The 20380-nt window shown below is 61.5% G+C and carries 20 protein-coding genes and 1 other RNA gene; 6 read left to right on the plus strand and 15 right to left on the minus strand.

Annotated features, from left to right (window positions below; translation table 11 throughout):
* Nucleotides 1-159: 159 nt before the first annotated feature.
* The 3 genes from PGB28_RS16785 to PGB28_RS16795 all read left to right on the plus strand — a co-directional run bounded on the left by PGB28_RS16785 (nt 160) and on the right by PGB28_RS16795 (nt 4867).
* Nucleotides 160-651 carry a component of SufBCD complex gene (locus PGB28_RS16785; protein ID WP_271422746.1) on the plus strand — a complete coding sequence of 164 codons (492 nt, stop codon included), beginning with the start codon at nt 160-162 and terminating at the stop codon, nt 649-651.
* Nucleotides 652-696: 45 nt separating this feature from the next.
* Entirely contained in the window at nt 697-4170 is a 3474-nt protein-coding gene (mfd, locus tag PGB28_RS16790; RefSeq protein ID WP_271422683.1) for a transcription-repair coupling factor, read from the plus strand.
* Nucleotides 4171-4363: 193 nt separating this feature from the next.
* Entirely contained in the window at nt 4364-4867 is a 504-nt protein-coding gene (locus tag PGB28_RS16795) for a class I SAM-dependent methyltransferase (RefSeq protein WP_271422684.1), read from the plus strand.
* A gap of 13 nt (nt 4868-4880) precedes the next feature.
* Here PGB28_RS16795 and PGB28_RS16800 read toward each other — a convergent pair whose 3' ends face one another.
* Nucleotides 4881-5108 carry a ribbon-helix-helix domain-containing protein gene (locus PGB28_RS16800; protein ID WP_271422747.1) on the minus strand — a complete coding sequence of 76 codons (228 nt, stop codon included), beginning with the start codon at nt 5106-5108 and terminating at the stop codon, nt 4881-4883.
* 171 nt (nt 5109-5279) lie between these two features.
* On the minus strand, nt 5280-5495 hold the full coding sequence (locus tag PGB28_RS16805; protein WP_271422685.1) for a DUF4169 family protein: 216 nt from the start codon (nt 5493-5495) through the stop codon (nt 5280-5282).
* A gap of 130 nt (nt 5496-5625) precedes the next feature.
* On the opposite strand from PGB28_RS16805, the gene PGB28_RS16810 reads away from it, so the two are divergent.
* The gene (locus PGB28_RS16810) at nt 5626-5943 is read left to right on the plus strand and encodes a hypothetical protein (protein WP_271422686.1); all 318 of its coding nucleotides are present in this window, start codon (nt 5626-5628) and stop codon (nt 5941-5943) included.
* 41 nt (nt 5944-5984) lie between these two features.
* Here the strand turns inward: PGB28_RS16810 and fumC are convergent, their stop codons facing one another.
* The 8 genes from fumC to PGB28_RS16850 form a co-directional block, all read right to left on the minus strand.
* Nucleotides 5985-7376: a class II fumarate hydratase gene (gene fumC / locus PGB28_RS16815; protein ID WP_271422687.1), complete on the minus strand. Its 1392-nt coding sequence runs from the start codon at nt 7374-7376 to the stop codon at nt 5985-5987.
* An 82-nt stretch (nt 7377-7458) separates the two neighbouring features.
* Nucleotides 7459-8028: a class I SAM-dependent methyltransferase gene (locus tag PGB28_RS16820; RefSeq protein WP_271422688.1), complete on the minus strand. Its 570-nt coding sequence runs from the start codon at nt 8026-8028 to the stop codon at nt 7459-7461.
* 108 nt (nt 8029-8136) lie between these two features.
* Nucleotides 8137-8613 (minus strand): SspB family protein, encoded by a 477-nt coding sequence (locus PGB28_RS16825; RefSeq protein ID WP_271422689.1) that lies wholly within the window; start codon nt 8611-8613, stop codon nt 8137-8139.
* Between the two features lie 79 nt (nt 8614-8692).
* Nucleotides 8693-9955, minus strand: coding sequence for a chromate efflux transporter (gene chrA, locus PGB28_RS16830; RefSeq protein ID WP_271422690.1), 1263 nt, complete (start codon nt 9953-9955; stop codon nt 8693-8695).
* A gap of 133 nt (nt 9956-10088) precedes the next feature.
* Nucleotides 10089-10440, minus strand: a transfer-messenger RNA (tmRNA) gene (ssrA, locus tag PGB28_RS16835).
* A 10-nt stretch (nt 10441-10450) separates the two neighbouring features.
* A complete protein-coding gene (locus PGB28_RS16840) occupies nt 10451-11302 on the minus strand; it encodes a DMT family transporter (protein WP_271422691.1) in 852 nt (283 codons plus the stop codon).
* 89 nt (nt 11303-11391) lie between these two features.
* Nucleotides 11392-12051, minus strand: a complete 660-nt coding sequence (locus PGB28_RS16845; RefSeq protein ID WP_271422692.1) for a hypothetical protein — start codon at nt 12049-12051, stop codon at nt 11392-11394.
* Between the two features lie 3 nt (nt 12052-12054).
* A complete protein-coding gene (locus tag PGB28_RS16850) occupies nt 12055-13455 on the minus strand; it encodes a selenium-binding protein SBP56-related protein (RefSeq protein WP_271422693.1) in 1401 nt (466 codons plus the stop codon).
* Between the two features lie 266 nt (nt 13456-13721).
* Here PGB28_RS16850 and PGB28_RS16855 point away from each other — a divergent pair, with 266 nt between their 5' ends.
* Entirely contained in the window at nt 13722-13919 is a 198-nt protein-coding gene (locus PGB28_RS16855) for a hypothetical protein (protein WP_271422694.1), read from the plus strand.
* Nucleotides 13920-13990: 71 nt separating this feature from the next.
* On the opposite strand, the gene PGB28_RS16860 is transcribed toward PGB28_RS16855, so the two are convergent.
* Nucleotides 13991-15301 carry an HlyC/CorC family transporter gene (locus PGB28_RS16860; RefSeq protein WP_271422695.1) on the minus strand — a complete coding sequence of 437 codons (1311 nt, stop codon included), beginning with the start codon at nt 15299-15301 and terminating at the stop codon, nt 13991-13993.
* A 69-nt stretch (nt 15302-15370) separates the two neighbouring features.
* On the opposite strand from PGB28_RS16860, the gene PGB28_RS16865 reads away from it, so the two are divergent.
* Nucleotides 15371-16171, plus strand: a complete 801-nt coding sequence (locus tag PGB28_RS16865; protein ID WP_271422696.1) for a metallophosphoesterase family protein — start codon at nt 15371-15373, stop codon at nt 16169-16171.
* Nucleotides 16172-16205: 34 nt separating this feature from the next.
* Here the strand turns inward: PGB28_RS16865 and PGB28_RS16870 are convergent, their stop codons facing one another.
* The 4 genes from PGB28_RS16870 to PGB28_RS16885 form a co-directional block, all read right to left on the minus strand.
* Entirely contained in the window at nt 16206-17546 is a 1341-nt protein-coding gene (locus tag PGB28_RS16870) for a S8 family serine peptidase (RefSeq protein ID WP_271422697.1), read from the minus strand.
* Nucleotides 17547-17719: 173 nt separating this feature from the next.
* Nucleotides 17720-18652: a site-specific tyrosine recombinase XerD gene (locus PGB28_RS16875; protein ID WP_271422698.1), complete on the minus strand. Its 933-nt coding sequence runs from the start codon at nt 18650-18652 to the stop codon at nt 17720-17722.
* A 3-nt stretch (nt 18653-18655) separates the two neighbouring features.
* Complete coding sequence (locus PGB28_RS16880; RefSeq protein WP_271422699.1) at nt 18656-20203, minus strand: hypothetical protein; 1548 nt, start codon at nt 20201-20203, stop codon at nt 18656-18658.
* Nucleotides 20204-20210: 7 nt separating this feature from the next.
* Complete coding sequence (locus PGB28_RS16885; protein ID WP_271422700.1) at nt 20211-20360, minus strand: hypothetical protein; 150 nt, start codon at nt 20358-20360, stop codon at nt 20211-20213.
* Nucleotides 20361-20380 lie beyond the last annotated feature (20 nt).

The following is a 20380-nucleotide window of genomic DNA, read 5'->3' on the forward strand; positions in this document are numbered from 1 at the left end:
ACCTCTCACCTGCCAAACCTGTTGCGCCAAGTCCAGCCCCAAGCGGTGCCGTGTCGCAGCCTCTGGCACCTTGGACAACCTTGCGCTAAGCAGCCCGGACAATGGCAAGAGGACAAGTGCTTGGGCAGCCTGCAAGTCGCGATTTTCGACCTGATCGATATGCGTTCCTTCTCGAACCTCTGGTTCTGGATCGCATTGGCGGTCATGTGGTCCACGGTCAGCCATTGGGTGCTGGGCGTTCCGTTCGACATGATCGTGCGCGCGCGACGCCATGAAGGGCAGGCCCAGGTCGATCTGGAAGACCTGGTGCGGATCAATACCGGGCGCTTGCTCTATATCGGGCAGATGGCGGGGCTGTGGCTTTTGGGGCTGGCGTGCTTCGTCCACAGCTCGCTGATCATTCTGGGATTTGTCTACTGGATGGAATTTGCGCAGGCGGTGTTCCTGCTCTTGTTCCCGATGACGCTGGTCTGGCTTCTGTCGCTCAATACCGCGCGGCTGATCGTGGATCTGGAGCTTGCCGGAGAAGACCTGCGCAAGCGGCTCACCCGTCACAGGCTTTATGTGCAGATGCTGGGGGTGGTGTCGATTTTCATCACCGCGATGTTCGGCATGTACATGAATTTCACCCATTCCATTCTGGGCGGGTGAATGGGCGGTTGACCGGGACGGGAAACCGGACCAGATAACGCCCCCATGGCACAGACAGACACACGCATCATCGGCGGCGCGCCCGAAGGGTTCGATGCTCGCCTGATCCTTGACGAGGTTGCGCGCTCGGGCGGCCCGGTTCTGCATATCGCGCGCGATGACAAGCGGCTGGCCGCGATGCAGGCGGCGCTGGCGTTCTTTGCGCCCGACATGCCCGTTGTGACCTTCCCGGCCTGGGATTGTCTGCCCTTTGACCGGGTATCGCCCAATGCCGATATTTCCGCCGCGCGCATGGCGACGCTGGCGGGGCTTGTGCATGGCATGCCGGAGCGGTTTGTCTTGCTGACCACCCTGTCGGCGGCGACCCAGAAGATCCCCGCGCGCGAGGTGCTGCGCGAGGCGGCGTTTACCGCACGCGTCGGCAATCGGATTGATGAAGCAGGCTTGCGCGCCTTCCTTGTGCGGATGGGTTTCGTGCAATCGCCCACGGTGATGGAGCCGGGCGATTACGCGGTGCGCGGCGGCATCATCGACATTTTCCCACCGGGCGAGGGCGGGCCGGTGCGGCTTGATCTCTTTGGCGATGTGCTGGACGGGGCGCGGCGCTTTGATCCGGCGACGCAGCGGACCACGGAAAAGCTTGATCTGGTGGAACTGGCCCCGGTTTCCGAGGTGATCCTGGACGAGGCCGCGATCACCCGGTTCCGGCAGAATTACCGCATAGAATTCGGCGCGGCGGGCAGCGACGATCCGCTTTACGAGGCGGTCACTGCAGGCCGCAAGCATCAGGGCGCGGAGCATTGGCTGGGCTTTTTCCATGACCGGCTTGAGACGCTGTTTGACTACCTGCCCAAGGCGACCGTCACGCTGGATGATCAGGTCACGCCCGCGCGGCTGTCGCGTTGGGAGATGATCGAGGACCAGTACGAGACGCGCAAGATCGCCATGCAGAACAAATCGCGCATGGACACGGTCTATAAACCCGCGCCGCCCGAGACGCTGTATCTAGATGACGGCGCATGGATGGATGCCGTAGAGGGGCGGCGCGTGTTGCAGTTTCACCCGTTGGCGCAGGCCTCTGGCCCCGGCGTGTCGGACGCGGGCGGGCGGATCGGGCGCAATTTCGCGCCCGAACGGCAGCAGGAAAATATCAGCCTGTTCGCGGCCCTGGCGTCCCATGTGAAAAGCAAGCTGGAGTTTGGCCCGGTTGTCATTGCCTCCTATTCCGAGGGTGCGCGCGAGCGGCTCTCGGGATTGATCGAGGATGAAGGGCTGGCCGAGACGGTGCATGTGCGCGACGCGCGCGGCGTGGGCAAGCGCGGGTTGCATCTGGCTGTCTGGCCGCTGGAAAGCGGGTTTGAGACGCCCGACATAACCGTCATTTCCGAACAGGATGTGCTGGGTGACCGGCTGATCCGTGCGCCCAAGAAAAAGCGCCGTGCCGAGAATTTCCTGACCGAAACGCAATCGCTCAGCCCCGGCGATCTGGTGGTGCATGTGGATCACGGCATCGGGCGCTATCACGGGCTTGAGGTGATCACGGCGGCGGGGGCTGCGCATGAATGCCTGAGCCTTGAATATGCCGAGAATTCAAAGCTCTACCTGCCGGTCGAAAACATCGAACTTCTGTCGAAATATGGCCATGACGAGGGGCTCCTGGACCGGCTGGGCGGTGGCGCGTGGCAGGCCAAGAAAGCCAAGCTCAAGGAACGCATCCGCGAGATGGCGGACAAGCTCATCCGCGTGGCGGCCGAACGCGCGCTTCGCAAGGCGCCGGTGATGGACCCGCCGCATGGGGCCTACGAGGATTTCAGCGCAAGGTTCCCTTATGAGGAAACCGACGACCAACTGCGCGCTATCGGCGATGTGATGGACGATCTGCATTCGGGCCAGCCGATGGACCGGCTGATCTGTGGCGATGTGGGCTTTGGCAAGACCGAGGTGGCGATGCGTGCGGCCTTTGTCGCCGCCATGTCGGGGATGCAGGTGGCGGTGATCGCGCCCACGACGCTTCTGGCGCGGCAGCATTACAACAGTTTTGCCGAACGCTTCCGGGGCTTCCCGGTCAATGTCCGCCCCCTGTCGCGTTTCGTGAGCGCCAAGGACGCGGCGCTCACCCGTGAGGGGATTTCACGTGGCACCGCCGATATCGTCATTGGCACCCATGCGCTTCTGGCCAAGGGTATCCGGTTCCAGAATCTCGGATTGCTCATCATCGACGAGGAACAGCATTTTGGCGTGTCGCACAAAGAGCGGCTCAAGCAACTGCGCTCGGACGTGCATGTGCTGACTCTGACCGCGACACCCATTCCGCGCACGTTGCAACTGTCGCTGTCGGGCGTGCGGGACCTGTCGATCATTGGCACGCCGCCGGTGGATCGCCTTGCCATCCGCACCTATGTCTCCGAGTTTGACGCGGTCACGATCCGCGAGGCGCTGTTGCGCGAACATTATCGCGGCGGGCAGAGCTTCTACGTGGTGCCGCGCATCAAGGACCTGCCGGATATCGAGGAGTTCCTGAAAACCCAGGTGCCGGAAGTGTCCTATGTGGTGGCCCATGGCCAGATGGCGGCGGGCGAGTTGGACGACAAGATGAACGCGTTCTACGACGGCAAATATGACGTGCTCTTGGCGACGACCATCGTTGAATCGGGCCTTGATATTCCCACCGCCAATACGATGGTGGTGCACCGCGCCGACATGTTCGGGCTTGCCCAGCTCTACCAGATCCGGGGTCGCGTGGGTCGGTCCAAGACCCGCGCCTATGCTTACCTGACCACGAAACCGCGCGCGCGGCTGACGCCAACGGCGGAGAAACGGCTGCGGGTGCTGGGGTCTCTGGACACGCTGGGGGCGGGCTTCACTCTGGCATCTCAGGACCTTGATATTCGCGGGGCAGGGAACCTGTTGGGCGAGGAACAATCCGGCCAGATGCGCGATGTGGGCTACGAGCTTTACCAATCCATGCTGGAAGAGGCGATTGCCAAGATCAAGGCGGGCGAGTTGGAGGGGCTGTCCGAGACCGACGACCAATGGGCACCGCAGATCAATCTGGGTGTGCCGGTATTGATCCCCGAAGACTACGTGCCGGATCTGGATGTGCGGTTGGGCCTTTACCGCCGCCTGTCCTCGCTCGCCAGCAAGGTGGAGCTTGAAGGTTTTGCCGCCGAACTGATCGACCGCTTCGGCAAGCTGCCGCGTGAGGTCAACACGCTGATGCTGGTCGTGCGGATCAAGGGCATGTGCAAAAAGGCCGGGATTGCCAAGATGGATGGCGGACCCAAGGGCGCGACGATCCAGTTCCACAATGACAAATTCGCCTCTCCCCAGGGGCTGGTCGAATTCATCAAGGACCAGCGCGGGCAGGCCAAGGTCAAGGACAACAAGATCGTCATCCGCCGCGATTGGAAAAACGACGCGGACAAGATCAAGGGCGCCTTTGCCATCGCCCGCGATCTGGCAGAAAAGGTCGTGGCCGAGAAGAAGCGGAAAAAGGCCAAGGCGGCGGCAACGCGCTGATTTTGATCGGAAATCAATCGGACCAGATTTGTGCGACGTGACGCAAACCGGCGTCGCCCTGACACATTTGCGGGTGTTGAAAAGGTTAACAGACGCGCACTAGGTTACCCCAAAAACCAGCTGGGGTTGAATAGTGGCAAGCCTGAATCGCGTCTATATGCAAAAGAAGAGCCGGACGCTCCTTCGCACCCTGATGCCCGAGACGCTGGACGCGGTTGAAATTTCCGGCGTCTGGGGCAAGCATCTGGGCTTTCGGTCCTATCAGAGCCTGTTCTTTCCGGAACATGACATTTGCGAAGGCCCGATCAGCGTGGATGGCGCGCCGGTCCGGTGTGACATTATTCTCGCCAATCAGGTCTGGGAACATCTCGACCGGCCTTATGCCGCGGTGCGCCATGTGCGCGAGATGCTGCGCCCGGGCGGGTATTTCTGGATCGCGGTGCCGTTTTTCATCCCGTATCACGGCGCGCCGGTGGATTGTTCCCGCTGGTCGGCGCGGGGGCTTGCCAACCTGTTGATCGAAGGCGGGTTTCAGCCCGAAAATGTCATGTCGGATCAATGGGGGAACCGCGAAGCCGCGTTACGAAATCTGGTGGGGAAATGGCCGCCGGAATATGACAAGGCCAATGATGATTTGACCAACGATCCGGATTTTCCGATTTGCGCCTGGGCCTTGGCGCAAAAGGAAGGGTTTTGAGTCACCTTTGGCGTCAGTCAATACAACTTTCGCGGTAGTATCGTAGGACGTAAAGCCGAATGGCCGAGGCAAGCCCGCAATCGGTGCCGCGCGCTTCATCTATTTCTGCGGCTAACGCATTGATAGGTTGGGACCTTTTGTCCGCAATGTCACGGAAAGCGCGCCAGAAGTCGTCCTCCAGTGAAACCGAAGTACGATGCCCCCGCAGCGTCAAAGATCGTTTTTTGGGCCGAGAATTCATATTGAATAACTCCAGGTGGAGGTCCCGAACAGGCAACATTAATGGCTCGTGCAAAACAGGCAGCAGCACAAGTTTTATTTTTATTCAACTATATAATGTGTACTCATTACCGATTGCAACTCTGCAATTCGGGACGATGATTAAGCAGACAGTATTAGAACTAAATAAACTTTACGACGATTTTTGGTCATGATTGGTATTGCCCTGTGGCAATTTCAGGATTTTTCCGTCCAGTTCTTTCTCCGCTGCCTTATTCTGCGCGGTGGCCTTGTCGCGTTCGGATTTCGGCATTCCGTGGATGACAGCATTGCGGTCGGCGCGGTCTTTGCGCGCCGCACGGTCTTTTTTCTTTCTTGCCTTGTTCATGTTCACGATCTTGGCGGACATGTGCGATCCTTCGTTGGCGGGCCATGGCTGTGGCTATCGGGTTTGCGCCAGAACTGGTACGATGTCACTGCAGGTCAATGCATCAGGCGCATCGGGCAGTCTACATCTGGTCCAAATGGGAGATGAGACGATGATGATTGCACGTTGGCATGTCGAGGCCAAGTTTGGCCACAAGAACGAAGTAATTGCATTGATGAAAGAGTGGAACGAGGCGGTCGGAAAACAGACCGGCCTTGATGTTGCCGAGGAACGCATGATTACCGGCTCCATCGGTGCCAAGGAAGCGGTGATCGAAACCGAGATGGAGATCGAGAACCTGTCACAACTCGATGCGTTCTTCGACAAGATCGCAACGGTTCAGGTTCATGCCGACTGGGGCAAGAAGATGAGCGAACTGGTGGTATCCGGCTCGTCCTATTGGGAGATTTTCCGCGTCGTTGACGCCTGAGACGACAGCCCCCGCACAGCGCGTGCGGGGGCTGTTCGGGATTATTTCGGGCCGACCATGTTTTCCGGGCGGACCACCTCGTTAAACCGCTCTTCGGTCACAAAGCCCAGGCGGACCGCTTCTTCGATCAGCGTGGTCTTGTTCTTATGCGCGGTCTTGGCGACGGTGGTGGCGTTGTCATAGCCGATTTCCGGCGCCAGCGCGGTGACCAGCATCAGCGATTCCCGCATCAGTTTCTCGATGCGATCCTTGTCGGCCTGCAGACCCACCACGAGGTTGTCGGTGAACGCGCTGGCGGCATCGCCCAGCAGCTGCATGGACTGCAGCACGTTATAGGCCATCATCGGCTTGTAGACGTTGAGCTCGAAATGGCCCTGCGATCCGGCAAAGCCCACGGCGGCGTCATTGCCCATCACATGCGCACAGACCTGCGTCAGCGCCTCACACTGGGTCGGGTTCACCTTGCCCGGCATGATCGACGAACCCGGCTCATTCTCGGGCAGGATCAGCTCGCCAAGGCCGCAGCGCGGGCCGGAGCCCAAAAGGCGGATGTCATTGGCGATCTTGAAGAGGCTTGCAGCAACCACCTTGAGCGCGCCCGACATTTCCACCATCGCGTCATGCGCGGCCAGCGCCTCGAACTTGTTCGGCGCGGTGACAAAGGGCAGGCCGGTGATCTCGGCCATATTGGCGGCCACGGTCGTGTCCCAGCCATGCGAGGTGTTCAGCCCGGTGCCGACAGCGGTGCCACCCTGTGCCAGCTCATAGATCCGACCCAGCGCGTCCTTGACCCGCTGAATGCCCATGGCGATCTGATGGGTGTAGCCACCAAATTCCTGGCTGAGCGTCAGGGGCGTGGCGTCCTGCGTGTGGGTGCGACCGATCTTGATGATACCGTCGAACTCTTCGACCTTTTTCGCCATTGCAGCATGCAGCTTTTCCAGACCCGGGATCAGCACGTCATGCGCGGTCATCGCGGTGGCGATATGCATGGCGGTGGGGAAAGTGTCGTTCGACGACTGACCCATGTTGCAGTGATCGTTCGGGTGCACCGGATCCTTGGTGCCCAGAGTGCCGCCCAGGATTTCAATCGCGCGGTTGCCGATCACCTCGTTGGAATTCATGTTCGACTGGGTGCCCGAGCCGGTCTGCCACACGACCAGCGGGAAATTGTCGTCGAACTTGCCTTCGAACACCTCACCGGCGGCCTGAATGATCGCATCGGCGATTTTCGCGTCCAGCTTGCCCGACTCCTTGTTGGCCATGGCGCAGGCTTTCTTGATGCAGCCCAGCGCGCGCACGATGGCCACGGGCTGTTTTTCCCAGCCGATGGGGAAATTCAGGATCGAGCGCTGGGTTTGTGCGCCCCAATACTTGTCGGCGGGAACTTCAAGCGGGCCAAAGCTGTCGGTTTCGGTGCGGGTTGCGGACATGTCTCACTCCGTTCATGTGTATACCGTTGCATGCGGAATAAACCGGGGCGGCATCCGGGGCAATCGGCTAGTTTGGCGCAGGTTACGCGAGCTCGGCCGTGCCGCGAAAGGTATAGATGCGCGCAGGGGGCAGATTGTTCCAGATCCTGCGGCCCCGGATGTGGGACAGGCGCAATTTTTCGCGCAACTCTTCGGGAACTGGTGGCGTCGGGCCATAGGTGAATTGCACGAACACGCCACCGGGGCGCAGCACGGAAAAGCTGGCGTTCAGGATGTCTTCGACGACCGGGTTCGGGATAGACAGAAGCGGCAGGCCCGAGATCACCGCACCCACATCGCGCAACCCCGATTGGCCAAGGCTTTGGGCAGGCGCGTGATGCACGTTCACACCGTCAAAGTTATGGCGGATATGGTCCGCGAAATCCGCGCTCATCTCGAAACAATGCAGGTCCGGCGGCGCAACGCCACGCTCCAGAAGCGCCCGGGTGATCCGCCCGGTGCCGGGGCCAAGCTCGACCACGGGGCCGGGAATGGCGTCATCGGGCACTTCCATGGCCATGGCGCGCGCCAGCGCCTGAGAAGACGGCGCGACAGCGGCAACCTCGTGGGGACGGCGCACAAGACGGCCAAGGAAAAACGGCAAATCGGACATGTCACACCACTGATTTTCTGCGATGCGGCATTCATTATGTGGTGCTGACGTAAAGTAAAGTCCGGATTTGCTGTGACGGGGAAATGTCACATGAGGGTCAGAAACCCGTTACTTGCGGAAACTGTCAAGGCTGACCACGTCAGCGTCGTGGTGTTCGCGTTCCGGCGTTTCCACTTCAAGCTCGGCCTCGGTATCCGGGAGAGCGCTGATCTGGGGTTTTTCCTCGTCGTCTTCCTGGCTCTCGAAGCGCAGGCCGAATTCCACCGACGGATCGACAAAAGTCTGGATCGCGTCATAGGGAATAAAGAGCGGTTCCGGCGCGTCGCCGAAATTCAGCGTGACGGAAAACGCGTCCTGACCCACTTCAAGATTGTCATACCAGTGCTGCATGACGACCGTCATCTCGCTCGGGTAGCGGTCCCGCAGCCAATCGGCGATCTGCACCTCGGGATGGGTGGTGTCAAAAGTGATGAAGAAATGATGATCGCCCGGCAGGCCGTGTTTGGAGACATCGGTCAGCACGTTGCGGATAAGCCCCCGCATCGCGCGATGCATCAGGTTTCCATAATCAATGCTGTCTTCCATGTGGTCCGCCCCAGTTCACTTGGCTTGATCATAGGGGATTCGAAGGGAAACAAAAGGGGGCAAGCTGTGGCATTATCCGTCAACCGATGGCGCTGCCCAGCAACAGGGCAACCGCCGCAGAAATGGCCAGCGTCAGCGGGATCGAGGCGCGCAAGGCAAAGATCAGGACCGCGCAAACCCCGCTCAGGACAAAGGCCGTGGGGCTGAACGTGGACATGAGGGGCAGGACAATATCGACGGGCCCCCAAGTGACGGTCCTGGTGGCGGCAAAGATCACATTGAGCGCGAACCAGAGCGACAGATTGGCGATCACACCCACCACCGCCGCCGTGACAGCGCTGAGCGCGGCATTGATCCGCGGACGCGAGGTGATGTGCTCCAGATAAGGCGCGCCCGCGAAAATCCACAGAAAACAGGGGGTGAAGGTCATCCACAGCGTCAGGAGACCGGCCACCGCGAACCCGGCGCGCCCCATCTCTTCGGATCCGGCCAGATGGCCCACGAATTGCGTGACAAGGATCAGCGGCCCGGGCGTGGTTTCGGCGAGGCCCAGCGCGTCGATCATCTGTTCGGTGGTGATCCAGCCGTGGGCCTGCACCACTTCCTGCGTCATATAGGCCAGCACGGCATAGGCCCCGCCAAAGGTCACGAGAGCAAGTTTTCCGAAGAAAAGTGAGAGGTTTAGAAGGAAATCCTCACCCAATCCCCAAAGCAGTACCAGTGGCGCGACCCAGAGCCCGCCCCAGATGGCGATGCTGCGCAGGGGAACGCCCGGTGGGGCCTCTGCGAGCAGGTCCGGCGCGGGCGCGACCGCGCGCAGGACTCCGAGCAATGCCGCGCAGGCGATGATCACCGGAAACGGCACCTGGAACAGGTAGAGCCCGGCAAAGGCCAGCACCGCGAGGACGATGGAAAACCGGTCCTTCAGTGCCTTGTTCGACAGCCGCCAAAGCGCCTGCGCCACGATCATGACCACCGCAGCCTTGACCCCGACAAACAGCGTCTGAAAGATCGGGAGGGTGCCGTAACTGATGTAAATCGCTGCGAGAATCGCAATCACAACCGCCCCGGGCAAGACAAACAGAAGCCCCGCGATCAGTCCGCCCGCCGTGCCTCGCAAGCGCCAACCGGCATAGGTGGCCAGTTGCATTGCCTCTGGGCCCGGCAGCATCATGCAAAAGCTCAAGGCCCGCAGGAACTGGTCCTCGGTCAGCCATTTCTGTTCATCCACCAGAATCCGGTGCATGACCGCGATCTGCGCCGCCGGTCCGCCAAAGGACAACAGACCGATGCGCGCAAAGGCGTGAAACAGATGCGGGAAAGAGGGCGGCGTATCCGTCATGGACCCATCAGCTTGGCAACGGGTGGCGCGATGGCACCCTCATGCAATCTGCATGCGGCAGCGGTCGGGGCCTGTCAACCATGCGCATCTGGACGAACATGAAGTTCGCGCCGTAACTGCCTGATTTTGTGGAAGTGCAGGCTTCTGTTGCCAGGTGCCTGCGAACCCCGCCTAACGCTGCTAGGCGCTAGGGCTTAAAGTTTCGATTCCTCGAACTGCTTACGCAGCCAGAGCAACCGGAGCACGATTGTCGTTTGCAATTGTACTGTTTTCGCCGGTAACGGTGGCAGACAGCCGAGACAAAGCTAACCCCTTTAGACGTCCGTCGATCCTGTTTCGGCCCCATGATCCCCAAACGAAGGAGTATTGGTGGAGCCGCCGGGTACCGCCCCCGGGTCCGATCCGCTTATTACGAGCGCGTTTATGTCCATAGTCCCTTGCGAGACAGTGTGAATATAGGGAGCCGCGTGCGCAGTGAAAAGGGGGAATCTCTGTTTACCGAGCGCTGCGCCGGATCACCACCAGCCCGCTCAGCACAATCACCGCGCTGCCTGCCAGTGTCATGGTGTCGGGGCGTTCGCCAAAAATGACCACTCCAATGATCATCGCGAATATCAGCCGGGTGTAGCGGAACGGCACGGTGACCGAGACCTCACCCACGCGCATGGCGGCAGTCAGCGCGGTATAGGCCAGAACACCGACGACAACCGCCAGCGCCACCTGTCCCGCCGCGCGCGGCGACGGCATTGCACCGGGGCCTGTGATTGCGATCAGGATCAGCCCTGCGATCACCAGCATGGCAAAGCCCAGCACGCCAAGCTGCGCGTTGGACATCGACGCGGGGCTGGCGCGCGAGCCAAGGTCACGACCGGCAAAGCCCAGCATGCCCAGCACCGCGAAGATCGAGGTCAGCTCAAACGCATCCGTGCCCGGGCGCAGGATCATCAGGACGCCGACAAAACCGATCCCGATGGCGGACCAGCGCCGCCAGCCCACGGTTTCACCAAAGAACACCACCGCCCCCAGCGCCACGACCAGCGGCGTGGCCTGAAGGATGGCGGAAACAACCGAGAGCGGGGCCAGCGCAAAAGCCAGCGTATAGAACAACCGCCCGAGCACTTCGGAGGCCGAACGCAGAAGCAGGGGGCGTGTCGTGACCGCAGGGTGCAAGGGCACTTCGCCCCGTATCCACGCCCAGATCAGGAAAATGATCAGGCCGCCCAAGCCAAAGAGGATCAGCCCAAGCCCCACCGTGATCTCCTGCATCGCGGATTTGAGGAACATGTCCTCCACGGCGAAAAACGCCATGGCAGCGGTCATGTAGAGAGGGCCGCGATAGGGGGACATGGGGAGGGCCTTTTCAGGGGTCTGGTAAGGCGGAACTTAGAGTGCCGGTTTCGGGATCGCCAGCGCGAAACACCAAGGGGGCACGGCTTTCAATGCACCGTCCAAAGCGCCACGCTACCCACGAGGATCAGGCTCAGCGCCCAGACCACGTCGAGGTTGAACCAACTGCGGCGCAGAAATTCCAGCCCCAGCCAGCGATAGACCCCAAAGGCCAGCGCACCGCCCGCCGCCGTCATGGCGAGCGTATGGGCCACGGCGACCGCCAAGGCGATCGTCGCATTGCCCTGCATCAGCTGATCCGCGGCGGCATGGCCGGTATCTGTCTCGACCGTTTTGCAAATGCCAAGATAGATCGGCACCAGCATCAGCCCCGCGCCATGGGCCATCGCCGCGAGGAAGGACCAGAGCACCAGTTTCCTGGGATGCACCCGCGCCAGAAACCTTGGATGGCGGCGATTGATCAACAGGTAAATGCCCAGTGCAATCACCAGAAGCGCCGCGCCGATCTGAATCTCGCGCTGATATTCGACAAGGATCAGCATGGCCGAGAAGGGCAGCAGGATCGCCACCATGGCGATCAGGTGCCCCAGCGCCAGCATTCCCAGCGCGCGGGGCAATGCACGCGGCTTGCGCTCCATCAGCGCAGCCGACACCGCCAGCGGCCAGCCCATGCCGGGATTGACCCCGTGATAAAGACCCGAGACGACAACGGCCCCCCAGAGGGCCGTTGCACTGCTTATTGGCTCCATGTTTTAGACGGAGGGGTAGCAGAAGCTGTCGGTCGAGCAATCGCCGCCTTCAAGCCGGATCTGGTGGCTGCGGTAACCCTTGGGGAATTCAACGTAGAAATCCTCGGCCAGGGTCAGCCCGCCATTTTCACCCACATGGGCCATGACCATCTGTCCGCCTTCGTCATCGGGGTAGAACTGGTTGTCCCAGGTGGAATAGAGCGAATTGGTCCAGTAGACCCGTTTGCCATCGCGGCTGATCTCGACCATCTGCGGGCCAAAGACAAAGGGTTTCCCGTTCGGGTGATTGGCCCTGCGGGCAATGCCGCCCAGCTCGACCTTGCCCGTCAGCTTGGGATTCATCGGGTCGGAGACATCGTATTGATGCATCTCGCCCATGCCCCAGCAGGCGACATAGAGGTATTTGTCGTCGAGCGAGAGGTCGATATCGGTGACCAGCGGCGGCACGGCCTCGAACCCCTGCAGAAGCGGCGGGAGGTTTTCCGCCTTTTCCGGGCGTGGGTCGATTGTGATGGTCTTCTTGGCCTCGAATGTGCCGTCATCCTTTTGCCACCAGGTAAAGATCGCGCCTTGAAGGTTGGTGGTATCCACTACCACGCCACAGAAGCCGTAATCCTTGGCCGGATCATGGGCGGGGCGGATTTCCAGCGCCATCTGGTAATTTTCGCCGAAATCGATGGTCTGCACGTTCTTGCGCTCGCGCAGGTTCCAGAAATGGATCGAATGGCCGTATTTGTTGGACAAAAGATCCTCGGGCACAATGCCGTTCTCAAACTGCGGCGGCAGGCCCCATTCGGAGCTGACCATGTAGTCACGCGGCAGGTTCCACCAGAAATCGTAATGCTTGTCCTGCTTGCCCCGGTCCATTTCGTAGCGGCCGAGGATTTCAAAGGTTTCGCAATCCATGATGAAGATGCCCGGAGGGCCGTCGGTGCCGTCCTCGCCACCGCCGCCAAGGGTCGAAACATAGATGCCTTCGGGGCCGCAATGGATGGTGTGCGGGCGGGAATAGCCGGTTTTGGCAAAGACCTCTTCGGGTTCGATGATCTTGTGAATCTTGGCCTTGAGCGGTTCCTTCACGTCGATCACGTAGATCCGGGAGGAGCGGATGCCGGGAATGATCAGGTAGCGGCGTTCCAGAAAAGCGTGACCGGTCAGCGGCGACAGCGCCGAGGAACAGGCATTCCAGCCGAAATGGTGAAACTCGTCGCCCTTATTGGGCATGATCAGCTGATGCACGATCTGGCCATATGTGTCGGATGTGGGGTCCACATCGACCACGGCCAACCCGTCGGGCTGCGAGCCGTTGGGGCTAAGCATCAGGGTGAAGGCCAGCGTTTCTGCGGGCGCTTCCATGGCCATTTTCGGGGTGGCGTGAAATGTCGGGTCTGGTCGCAGGTTCATAAGTGTCCTCCCTTTATGGATGCGTTGTTCCGGAAAATATCCGTCACGCGGGAAAACCGTCTCACAGAAATAGATTCCCGGCAATAAGTTGTGCTGCATGTGTCTGGTTGCAGCGGCGGAGCCGTTGGCGAATGATCTCCAAAGAGTCCGTCCAGATCGGGTTGTTTCGCAAGATTGCGATGATGTCGCAAAATTGCCCATTTTGATGCCCCATTATGCCACAAAGACCGGGCAAAAAAACAGTCGGGGCCAAACACGGTGACATTATGAATACCACAACTCATGCATATTCTGCGGACCTCGAACGCAAACGCGTCGCGCGGCAGCTGGAACGCTTCGCTCTTTACGGTCTGATCGGCGCAATGGTGCTCGCACCGGTCGCTGCGCTTGGCGGATATGCGGTTTATGAGTTGTTAGGCAGCGAAACTCTGTCGCTTGCATTCCTCACCGGACCGTTGAACTGATCCGAGCCATCTCGACCTGACCAGAAATCGCTTGCGTGGCGGGGCGCATCATGCGCCCGGCCATTTCGCGTTCAGGCCAGGGGCCTGATCCTGAGTCGCGTGATCCGGTTGTCCTTGCGCTCCAACACTTCGAAGCGGAAGCCATGGAAGGAAAACACCTGTCCCACAGACGGGATGATCTGGGCCTCGTGGATGACAAGCCCGGCCACGGTGTTGGCCTCTTCATCGGGCAGGTTCCAGTCGGTGGCGCGGTTGAGGTCGCGGATCGTCATGGCGCCGTCCACCACGTAATTGCCATCCTCGGTGCGGCGCACCGGGTGTTCGGCATCCGGGTCAAACTCATCGGTGATCTCGCCCACGATCTCTTCGAGGATATCCTCCAGCGTGATCAGCCCTTCGAGCGAGCCATATTCATCCACCACCAGCGCAAAATGCGTGCGGCGGCGCAGGAAGTTGCGCATCTGGTCGTCCAGCGACGTGGTGTCGGGCACGAAATAGGGTTTCATCGCCACCGAGGTGATGTCGAAATTGTCGATCGCGCTGATCTCTTCGCCGGTGCCGTCCACCAGCTTGTACATGGCGCGCAACAGATCCTTGGCATGGATCACGCCGATGATGTTCTCGGGGTCTTCCTTGAAAACGGGCAGGCGGGTGTGACGGCTTTCGAGACATTGATTGAGGATGTCGCGCGGCGGCGTGTCGGCGTCGATCATCTCGATGCCGGAGCGATGCAGCATGATCTCTTCCACGGTGCGGTCGCTGAGGTCCAGCGCGCCAAGGATCCGGTCGCGGTCTTCCTTCTCGACCACGCCTTCGGAATGGCCCAGATGCAGCGCGCCTGCGATTTCCTCGCGCACGGCAAGGATATGGCTGTCGGGGTCGGTCTGCACGCCGAACAGGCTGAGAATACCGCGCACCAGAAGACGCACGGCCGAGACCATGGGCGAGAAGACCAGCACGACCACCTGAATGATCGGTGACACAAGCGCCGCGGCGCGTTCAGCATTGGTGATGGCATAGGTCTTGGGCAGCACCTCGGCAAAGATCAGCACCAGAAGCGTCATGACGAGCGTTGCCAGCGCGACACCGCTTTCGCCGAAAACGCGTGTAAACAGCGCCGTGGCGAGCGAAGCCGCAAGGATATTCACGAGGTTGTTGCCCAGCAGAACCGAACCGATCAGCCGCTCATTATCCTCGGTGATGGTCAGGGCACGCTGCGCGCCGCGATTGCCCTTGTCGGCTTGCGTGCGCAGCTTGCCGCGCGAGGCGGCGGTCAGCGCGGTTTCCGAGCCGGAGAAAAAGCCCGACAACAAAAGCAGCAGCAGGATTGCCGCAGAAGTGATCCAGAATGCACCGTCCAGCACGGTTTGTGTGGGTTCCATGAGCCTGTGTTTCCTATACGCTTGAGCGCGTTATGGGGTGCGTTCGCGCCCCGTTCAAGGGAGACGGGTGTGAAGATAGCCGATCTGGGACGAATTGCCGGGCCGGTGTTGCTGTTTGGCGGGCCTTATTCCAACGCCGAAGCGTTTGGCGCGCTGATGGAACTGGGCTGGCCGCGCGGCCGGATGATCTGTACCGGCGACGTGGTAGCCTATTGCGCGGCACCGGGGGCTTGCGTGGCGATGGCGCAAAGGATTGAGCAGGGCGGCGGCATGGTGATTGCCGGGAATGTGGAACAGCAGCTTGCCGCCCGCGCGCTGGATTGCGGGTGCGGGTTCGAGGATGGCTCGGCCTGTGATCTCCTGTCAGACGGGTGGTACGGGTTTGCCAACGCTGCGGTTGACGACGCCGCGCGCGACTGGATGGCGGACCTACCGGATATCGGGGTGTTTGAACATGCCGGACGTCGCTTCGCCGTGATCCATGGCGGGGCATCGGATGTGGCGCGGTTTCTCTGGCCGTCATCGCCGGAAGCGGACTTTACCGAAGAGATTGCCGGGATCACTGATCTGATCGGCCCGGTGGACGGGGTGATCGCCGGACATTGCGGTGTGGCGTTCACGCGCGACATGGCGGGGGTCTCTTGGATCAATGCGGGCGTGATCGGCATGCCGCCGCATGATGGGCGGCCCGCGACGCGCTATGCCGTTCTGGACGCGGGCAGGGTGCGGATCGAGCGGCTGGACTATGATTGGCAGACGGCGCGGACCGCGATGGTCGCGGCTGGGCTGACGCAGGGCTACCACGAGGCGCTCAGCGCGGGCATCTGGCCATCCGAGGATGTGTTGCCCGTGGCGATGCGCCGGGGCTGAGGCCGGCGCATCGCTGTGTTCCCCAAACTCGGGCTTAGCTGTCCGGGCATCCGCCGGCCGTACCCAATGCTCTGTCCGCCATGATCGGGTAATCGAGCCCGGCACGCGTCACGCAGCCGATGTCATGGTAGGTGCCCGGCAGGAGGCTGCTCTGGGACAGGTAGCGGATCACCAGACCGGCGGCATGCGGGGCGGCCATGGAGGTGCCGTTGGCGGTGTAGTAGCCACCATTCTTGTAGGTCGAATAGATGTTTTCACCCGGCTGGATGAAATCGACATCCGCACCAAGCACGCCCTGATAATTCGAGAAATAGGACCATTGCCGGCTTTGGTTCATCGAAGCGATGGTCATCACCCTGTCGCTGGTGGAACTGTTGGCGGTCTCGCCGACGCGGCTGGCCTTGGCCGGAGTGTAAAAATTGGTGTCCGCCGAGGAATTGCCCGCCGCAAGAGTAAAGATCACACCTTTGGTCGCGGCGACGGATTGCACCATCCCTGATATGCCATCCTGTGCGCTGCTGCTGGTGGCACCGCCCAGGCTCACATTGGCCACATCGCAACCAATGATCCCGGCTTGCTCGATCCCGGCCATGACATCGGCCTCCGATCCGCTGCCCCGGCGGTTCAGAACCTTGATCGCAACAAGTTCGACATTGGGGGCAACGCCGACCACGCCCTCATCGTTGTTGATGGCACCGATCGTGCCTGCGACGTGGCTGCCATGGCCATTGTCATCATTCGCGTCGTCTGTCCGACGAACGAACGTGGCCGACAGGTCCTGCCGCACATTCAGGTCGGGGTGGGTGTAGTCGATCCCGGTGTCGATCACGCAGGCCAATAGATTGCCGCTGAAATCCTCATTTGTTTCAGCGCAGAAATCGGCCACGCCCGTCACCAGGGTCACGCCCCAGGGCGTGGTCTGGTTCTCGGCACAGCTGGGGGGCGTGCCGGTGTCGGGGTCGTCCCCTCCATCATTGCCGCCGCCTTTGCCGCCACCTGGATTATCTGGTTTCGCATTGACACCGAACTCGCCCTCATTGGGCGGTAGGCTGAGGATCCTGTCCCGGGTGATCTGGATCGCGCCAAGGCTTTGATCGGCGCTCATGCGGCTGGCCTGAACGGCGCTCATGCGGATGGCAAAACCGTTATACCCGCCGGTATAGACATGGCGCAGCGTGCCGTTGAACCGCACGGCCGCGCCGCGCGCCTTGCCTCTTACATCCTCGCCGCTGAGTCCATCGGGAAGCCGGACGATGTAGCTGTTCGCCACAAGCTGTTCGAGCGTCTCGCCGCTATTACCTCGGCCCTGGGCAAGGGCAGGGCTGGTGAAAATGGAAAAACATACAGCGGCAATTGTAAGGGAATGACGTTTCATGGCGTGGGGCTCCCAGAATGCGAAGATTGTCAGACAATAACAAATTCGTGTGTTTCAGGCAAAATTTAACCAATCTAATTACGGCGATTCTGTGGCAATCCGTCTAATTTGACGGCACTGTCGCGCCTGCGGAAACAGTGTCAAATTTTGCCGGTCATTGTTGCGCCTGCGGCCTAGCCGTCGCGGGCCAGCGGGTGGTGCTCAAGCACCAGATCGCGCAGCCGTTCTTCCAGCACATGGGTATAGATCTCGGTCGTGGCCACATCCGCATGGCCCAGAAGCGTCTGGATCGCGCGCAGGTCTGCACCGTTTTGTAACAGATGCGTGGCAAAGGCATGGCGCAGCGTGTGCGGCGTGACCTGGGCCGGGTCGATCCCGGCCTGCGCGGCCAGCGTCTTGATAAGGTTGAAGAACCAGTGCCGCGTCAGATGCCCGTCCTTGCCACGCGATGGAAACAGGAAGGGCGAGGGCGGTTTGCCCTTGGTGCGCTTCTCGTCCTCGGCGGCGTCGCGGTGGCTCAGCCAGTCCTGCACGGCGGCGCGAGCGGGCGGCGAGAGCGGCACCATGCGTTCCTTGCCCCCCTTGCCCCTGACAAGGATCAGTCGGGGATCACCGCGCACCGCCGCAACCGGCAAAGAGACCAGTTCCGTGACCCGCAGCCCGGTGGCGTAGAGCACCTGCATCAGGCAGGCATGGCGCGCACGCTCGGACGCGGTCTTGCCATGTGTCTCGGCTGCGTTCAGCAGCTTTTCCACATCGTCGATGGACAGCGTCTTGGGCAGGCGCTTGTCCTTGCCTGGACCGGAAATCTGGATCGCCGGATTGTCGTCGCGCCAGCCTTCGTCAAAGGCAAAGCGGTAAAGCTGTTTGATCGCCGACAGCCGTCGCGCCCGGGTCGCGCGCGCCAGCCCCTGTGCTTCGCAATGGATCAGGTAGGATTCGATATCGTCCCGCGTGGCGCGTTCAAAACCGCTGCCTTGCACGGCCAGCCAGTCCGCCACATCGCGCAGGTCGCGGCCATAGGCGAGAAGCGTGTTGCCAGCTGCGCCCAGTTCGGCCGCCTGCGCGTCGAGAAATGCCGAGATATGGCGGTGGTCGTCGCCCATCGTTCAGCCCTCGGCGGTGAGGAACAGCGCCTGCAACGCGGTGCGCCGCGCCGTGTCTTCCAGCCCCACGGCCCGCAACGTGGCCAGCGCCACGCTCAGCGCGCCGTCATCGCCGAGATGCGCCTGATAGCCCAGGGACATGGCGCGGAGGATCACCTCGCCCAGCTTGTCGTCCTCCAGCAGGACACGCAGCGTCGGCGCCGTCGGCCCGCTGAACCCGTCCACGATGGCGCGTGCGCGCGCGGTGGGGGCGGGGGCGGTATCGGGCGCGCCTGCGGCCAGCGCCCTGGCAAAGGACTGGGTCAGCCCGCTCGGTTCAAGATCGCGCGCCAGGGTCTCGTATTGCGGGGACAGCATGGCGATTTCAAACCGTATCGCCGCTGCGCTGCCGGTCAGGGGCAGGGCGGCAAGACGTTCGGCATAGGTTTTGGCAAAGGCGGTTTTCAACCCGGTCTGCGCCATGGCGGGCCAGACCCGCTGCAACGTCTTGGCCACGGCACCGGGATCGCGGGCACTGAGCGCAGTCTCGAAACGCTGCACCGCTTCGGCCCGGTCCCAGACCCCGCCCGAGGCCGAAGGACGTCCCTGGGTGTAGAACGCGAACAGCCGTTGTTCGGGCAGCGCCCCGGCACGTACCAGCCGTTCGGCGGCTTCGATCTGGGCTTTCCAACCGCTGTGACCGGACAGGTCGGCATTGGCAAAGGCGCGCGGCAGGCTGGCCGAGGGCAGGGGTTCGCCAAGCGCCTCATGCAACCGGTATTCCAGCGGCGTCATGCGCGCTGCAGGCGGCAGGCGCGGCAGGTCTTCGGCCATTTCCGGATCGAGGAAATTCAGCAAAAGCCCGTAGCGCGCCGCGCTGATATCGCCAAGCGCGCGGCCCGATTCCAACGTGGTCAGCGCGTCGCCCCATTGCCCGGCGCGGGCCAGACAATAGATGCGTGACGACAGGTCCGGCACCAGATGCGGTCTGGCCAGGGCCGCGGCACAGGCCGGGTCCGTGGCTCCCGCGAGCAAGGCAAGATCAAACGCGCGGCGGAACAGCGCCGGGTCTGATGTGGGGTTGCTCAGCGCCACCAGCTCGGCCGCTTGCGCAACCGCACCCAGATCGATCAGGCGGTCGATCCGCGCCAGCAAGAACCGGCCATCGGCCTCTTTCGGGGGCAGGGCTTCGGCCAGCAAGAGGGCAAAGAGCAGCGATTGCATGGCCGGTTGCCCGTCGACCGATTGCGCGGTGATCAGATCGGTGATCACGGACGAATCGCTGGCCTTCCAGAGCGTGGGGGGAAATCCCGTCACATGGCCCGGCAACAGCCCCACCGCATCCGCCTTGGGCGCGTCGTCCAGCGGTGTGACGCTGACCTCGGGCGTGGTCACTCCGTTCGACACCGGGGGCTCTTCCAGCGGCAGGCTGCTATGCGGGGCAAGCACGCCGAAATCCGATGGCTGGCCCGCTTGTTGGTCAAGCCAGTCGATGGCCGACAAAGGATCCTGCGCCGCCACGGGGCCGGATAGCCCCAACACTGCCAGAATGGCGCAGCCGGACACACGCATTGCGACGCTACCCGGCATCAAGCACCACCGGCTCGCGAATCTCCTGAGCGGGGGGCGAGAAATCCACCCCAAAATAGGGGCCGATATAGGCATATCCCACAAGGCCGATCCCGGCCAGAATCGCCAGATAAAACAGGTATTTGATCAATCGGACCATAGGGTGCTGCCTCTGCCTTG

The organism is Primorskyibacter aestuariivivens, from assembly GCF_028023675.1.
GTDB lineage: Bacteria > Pseudomonadota > Alphaproteobacteria > Rhodobacterales > Rhodobacteraceae > Marinovum > Marinovum aestuariivivens.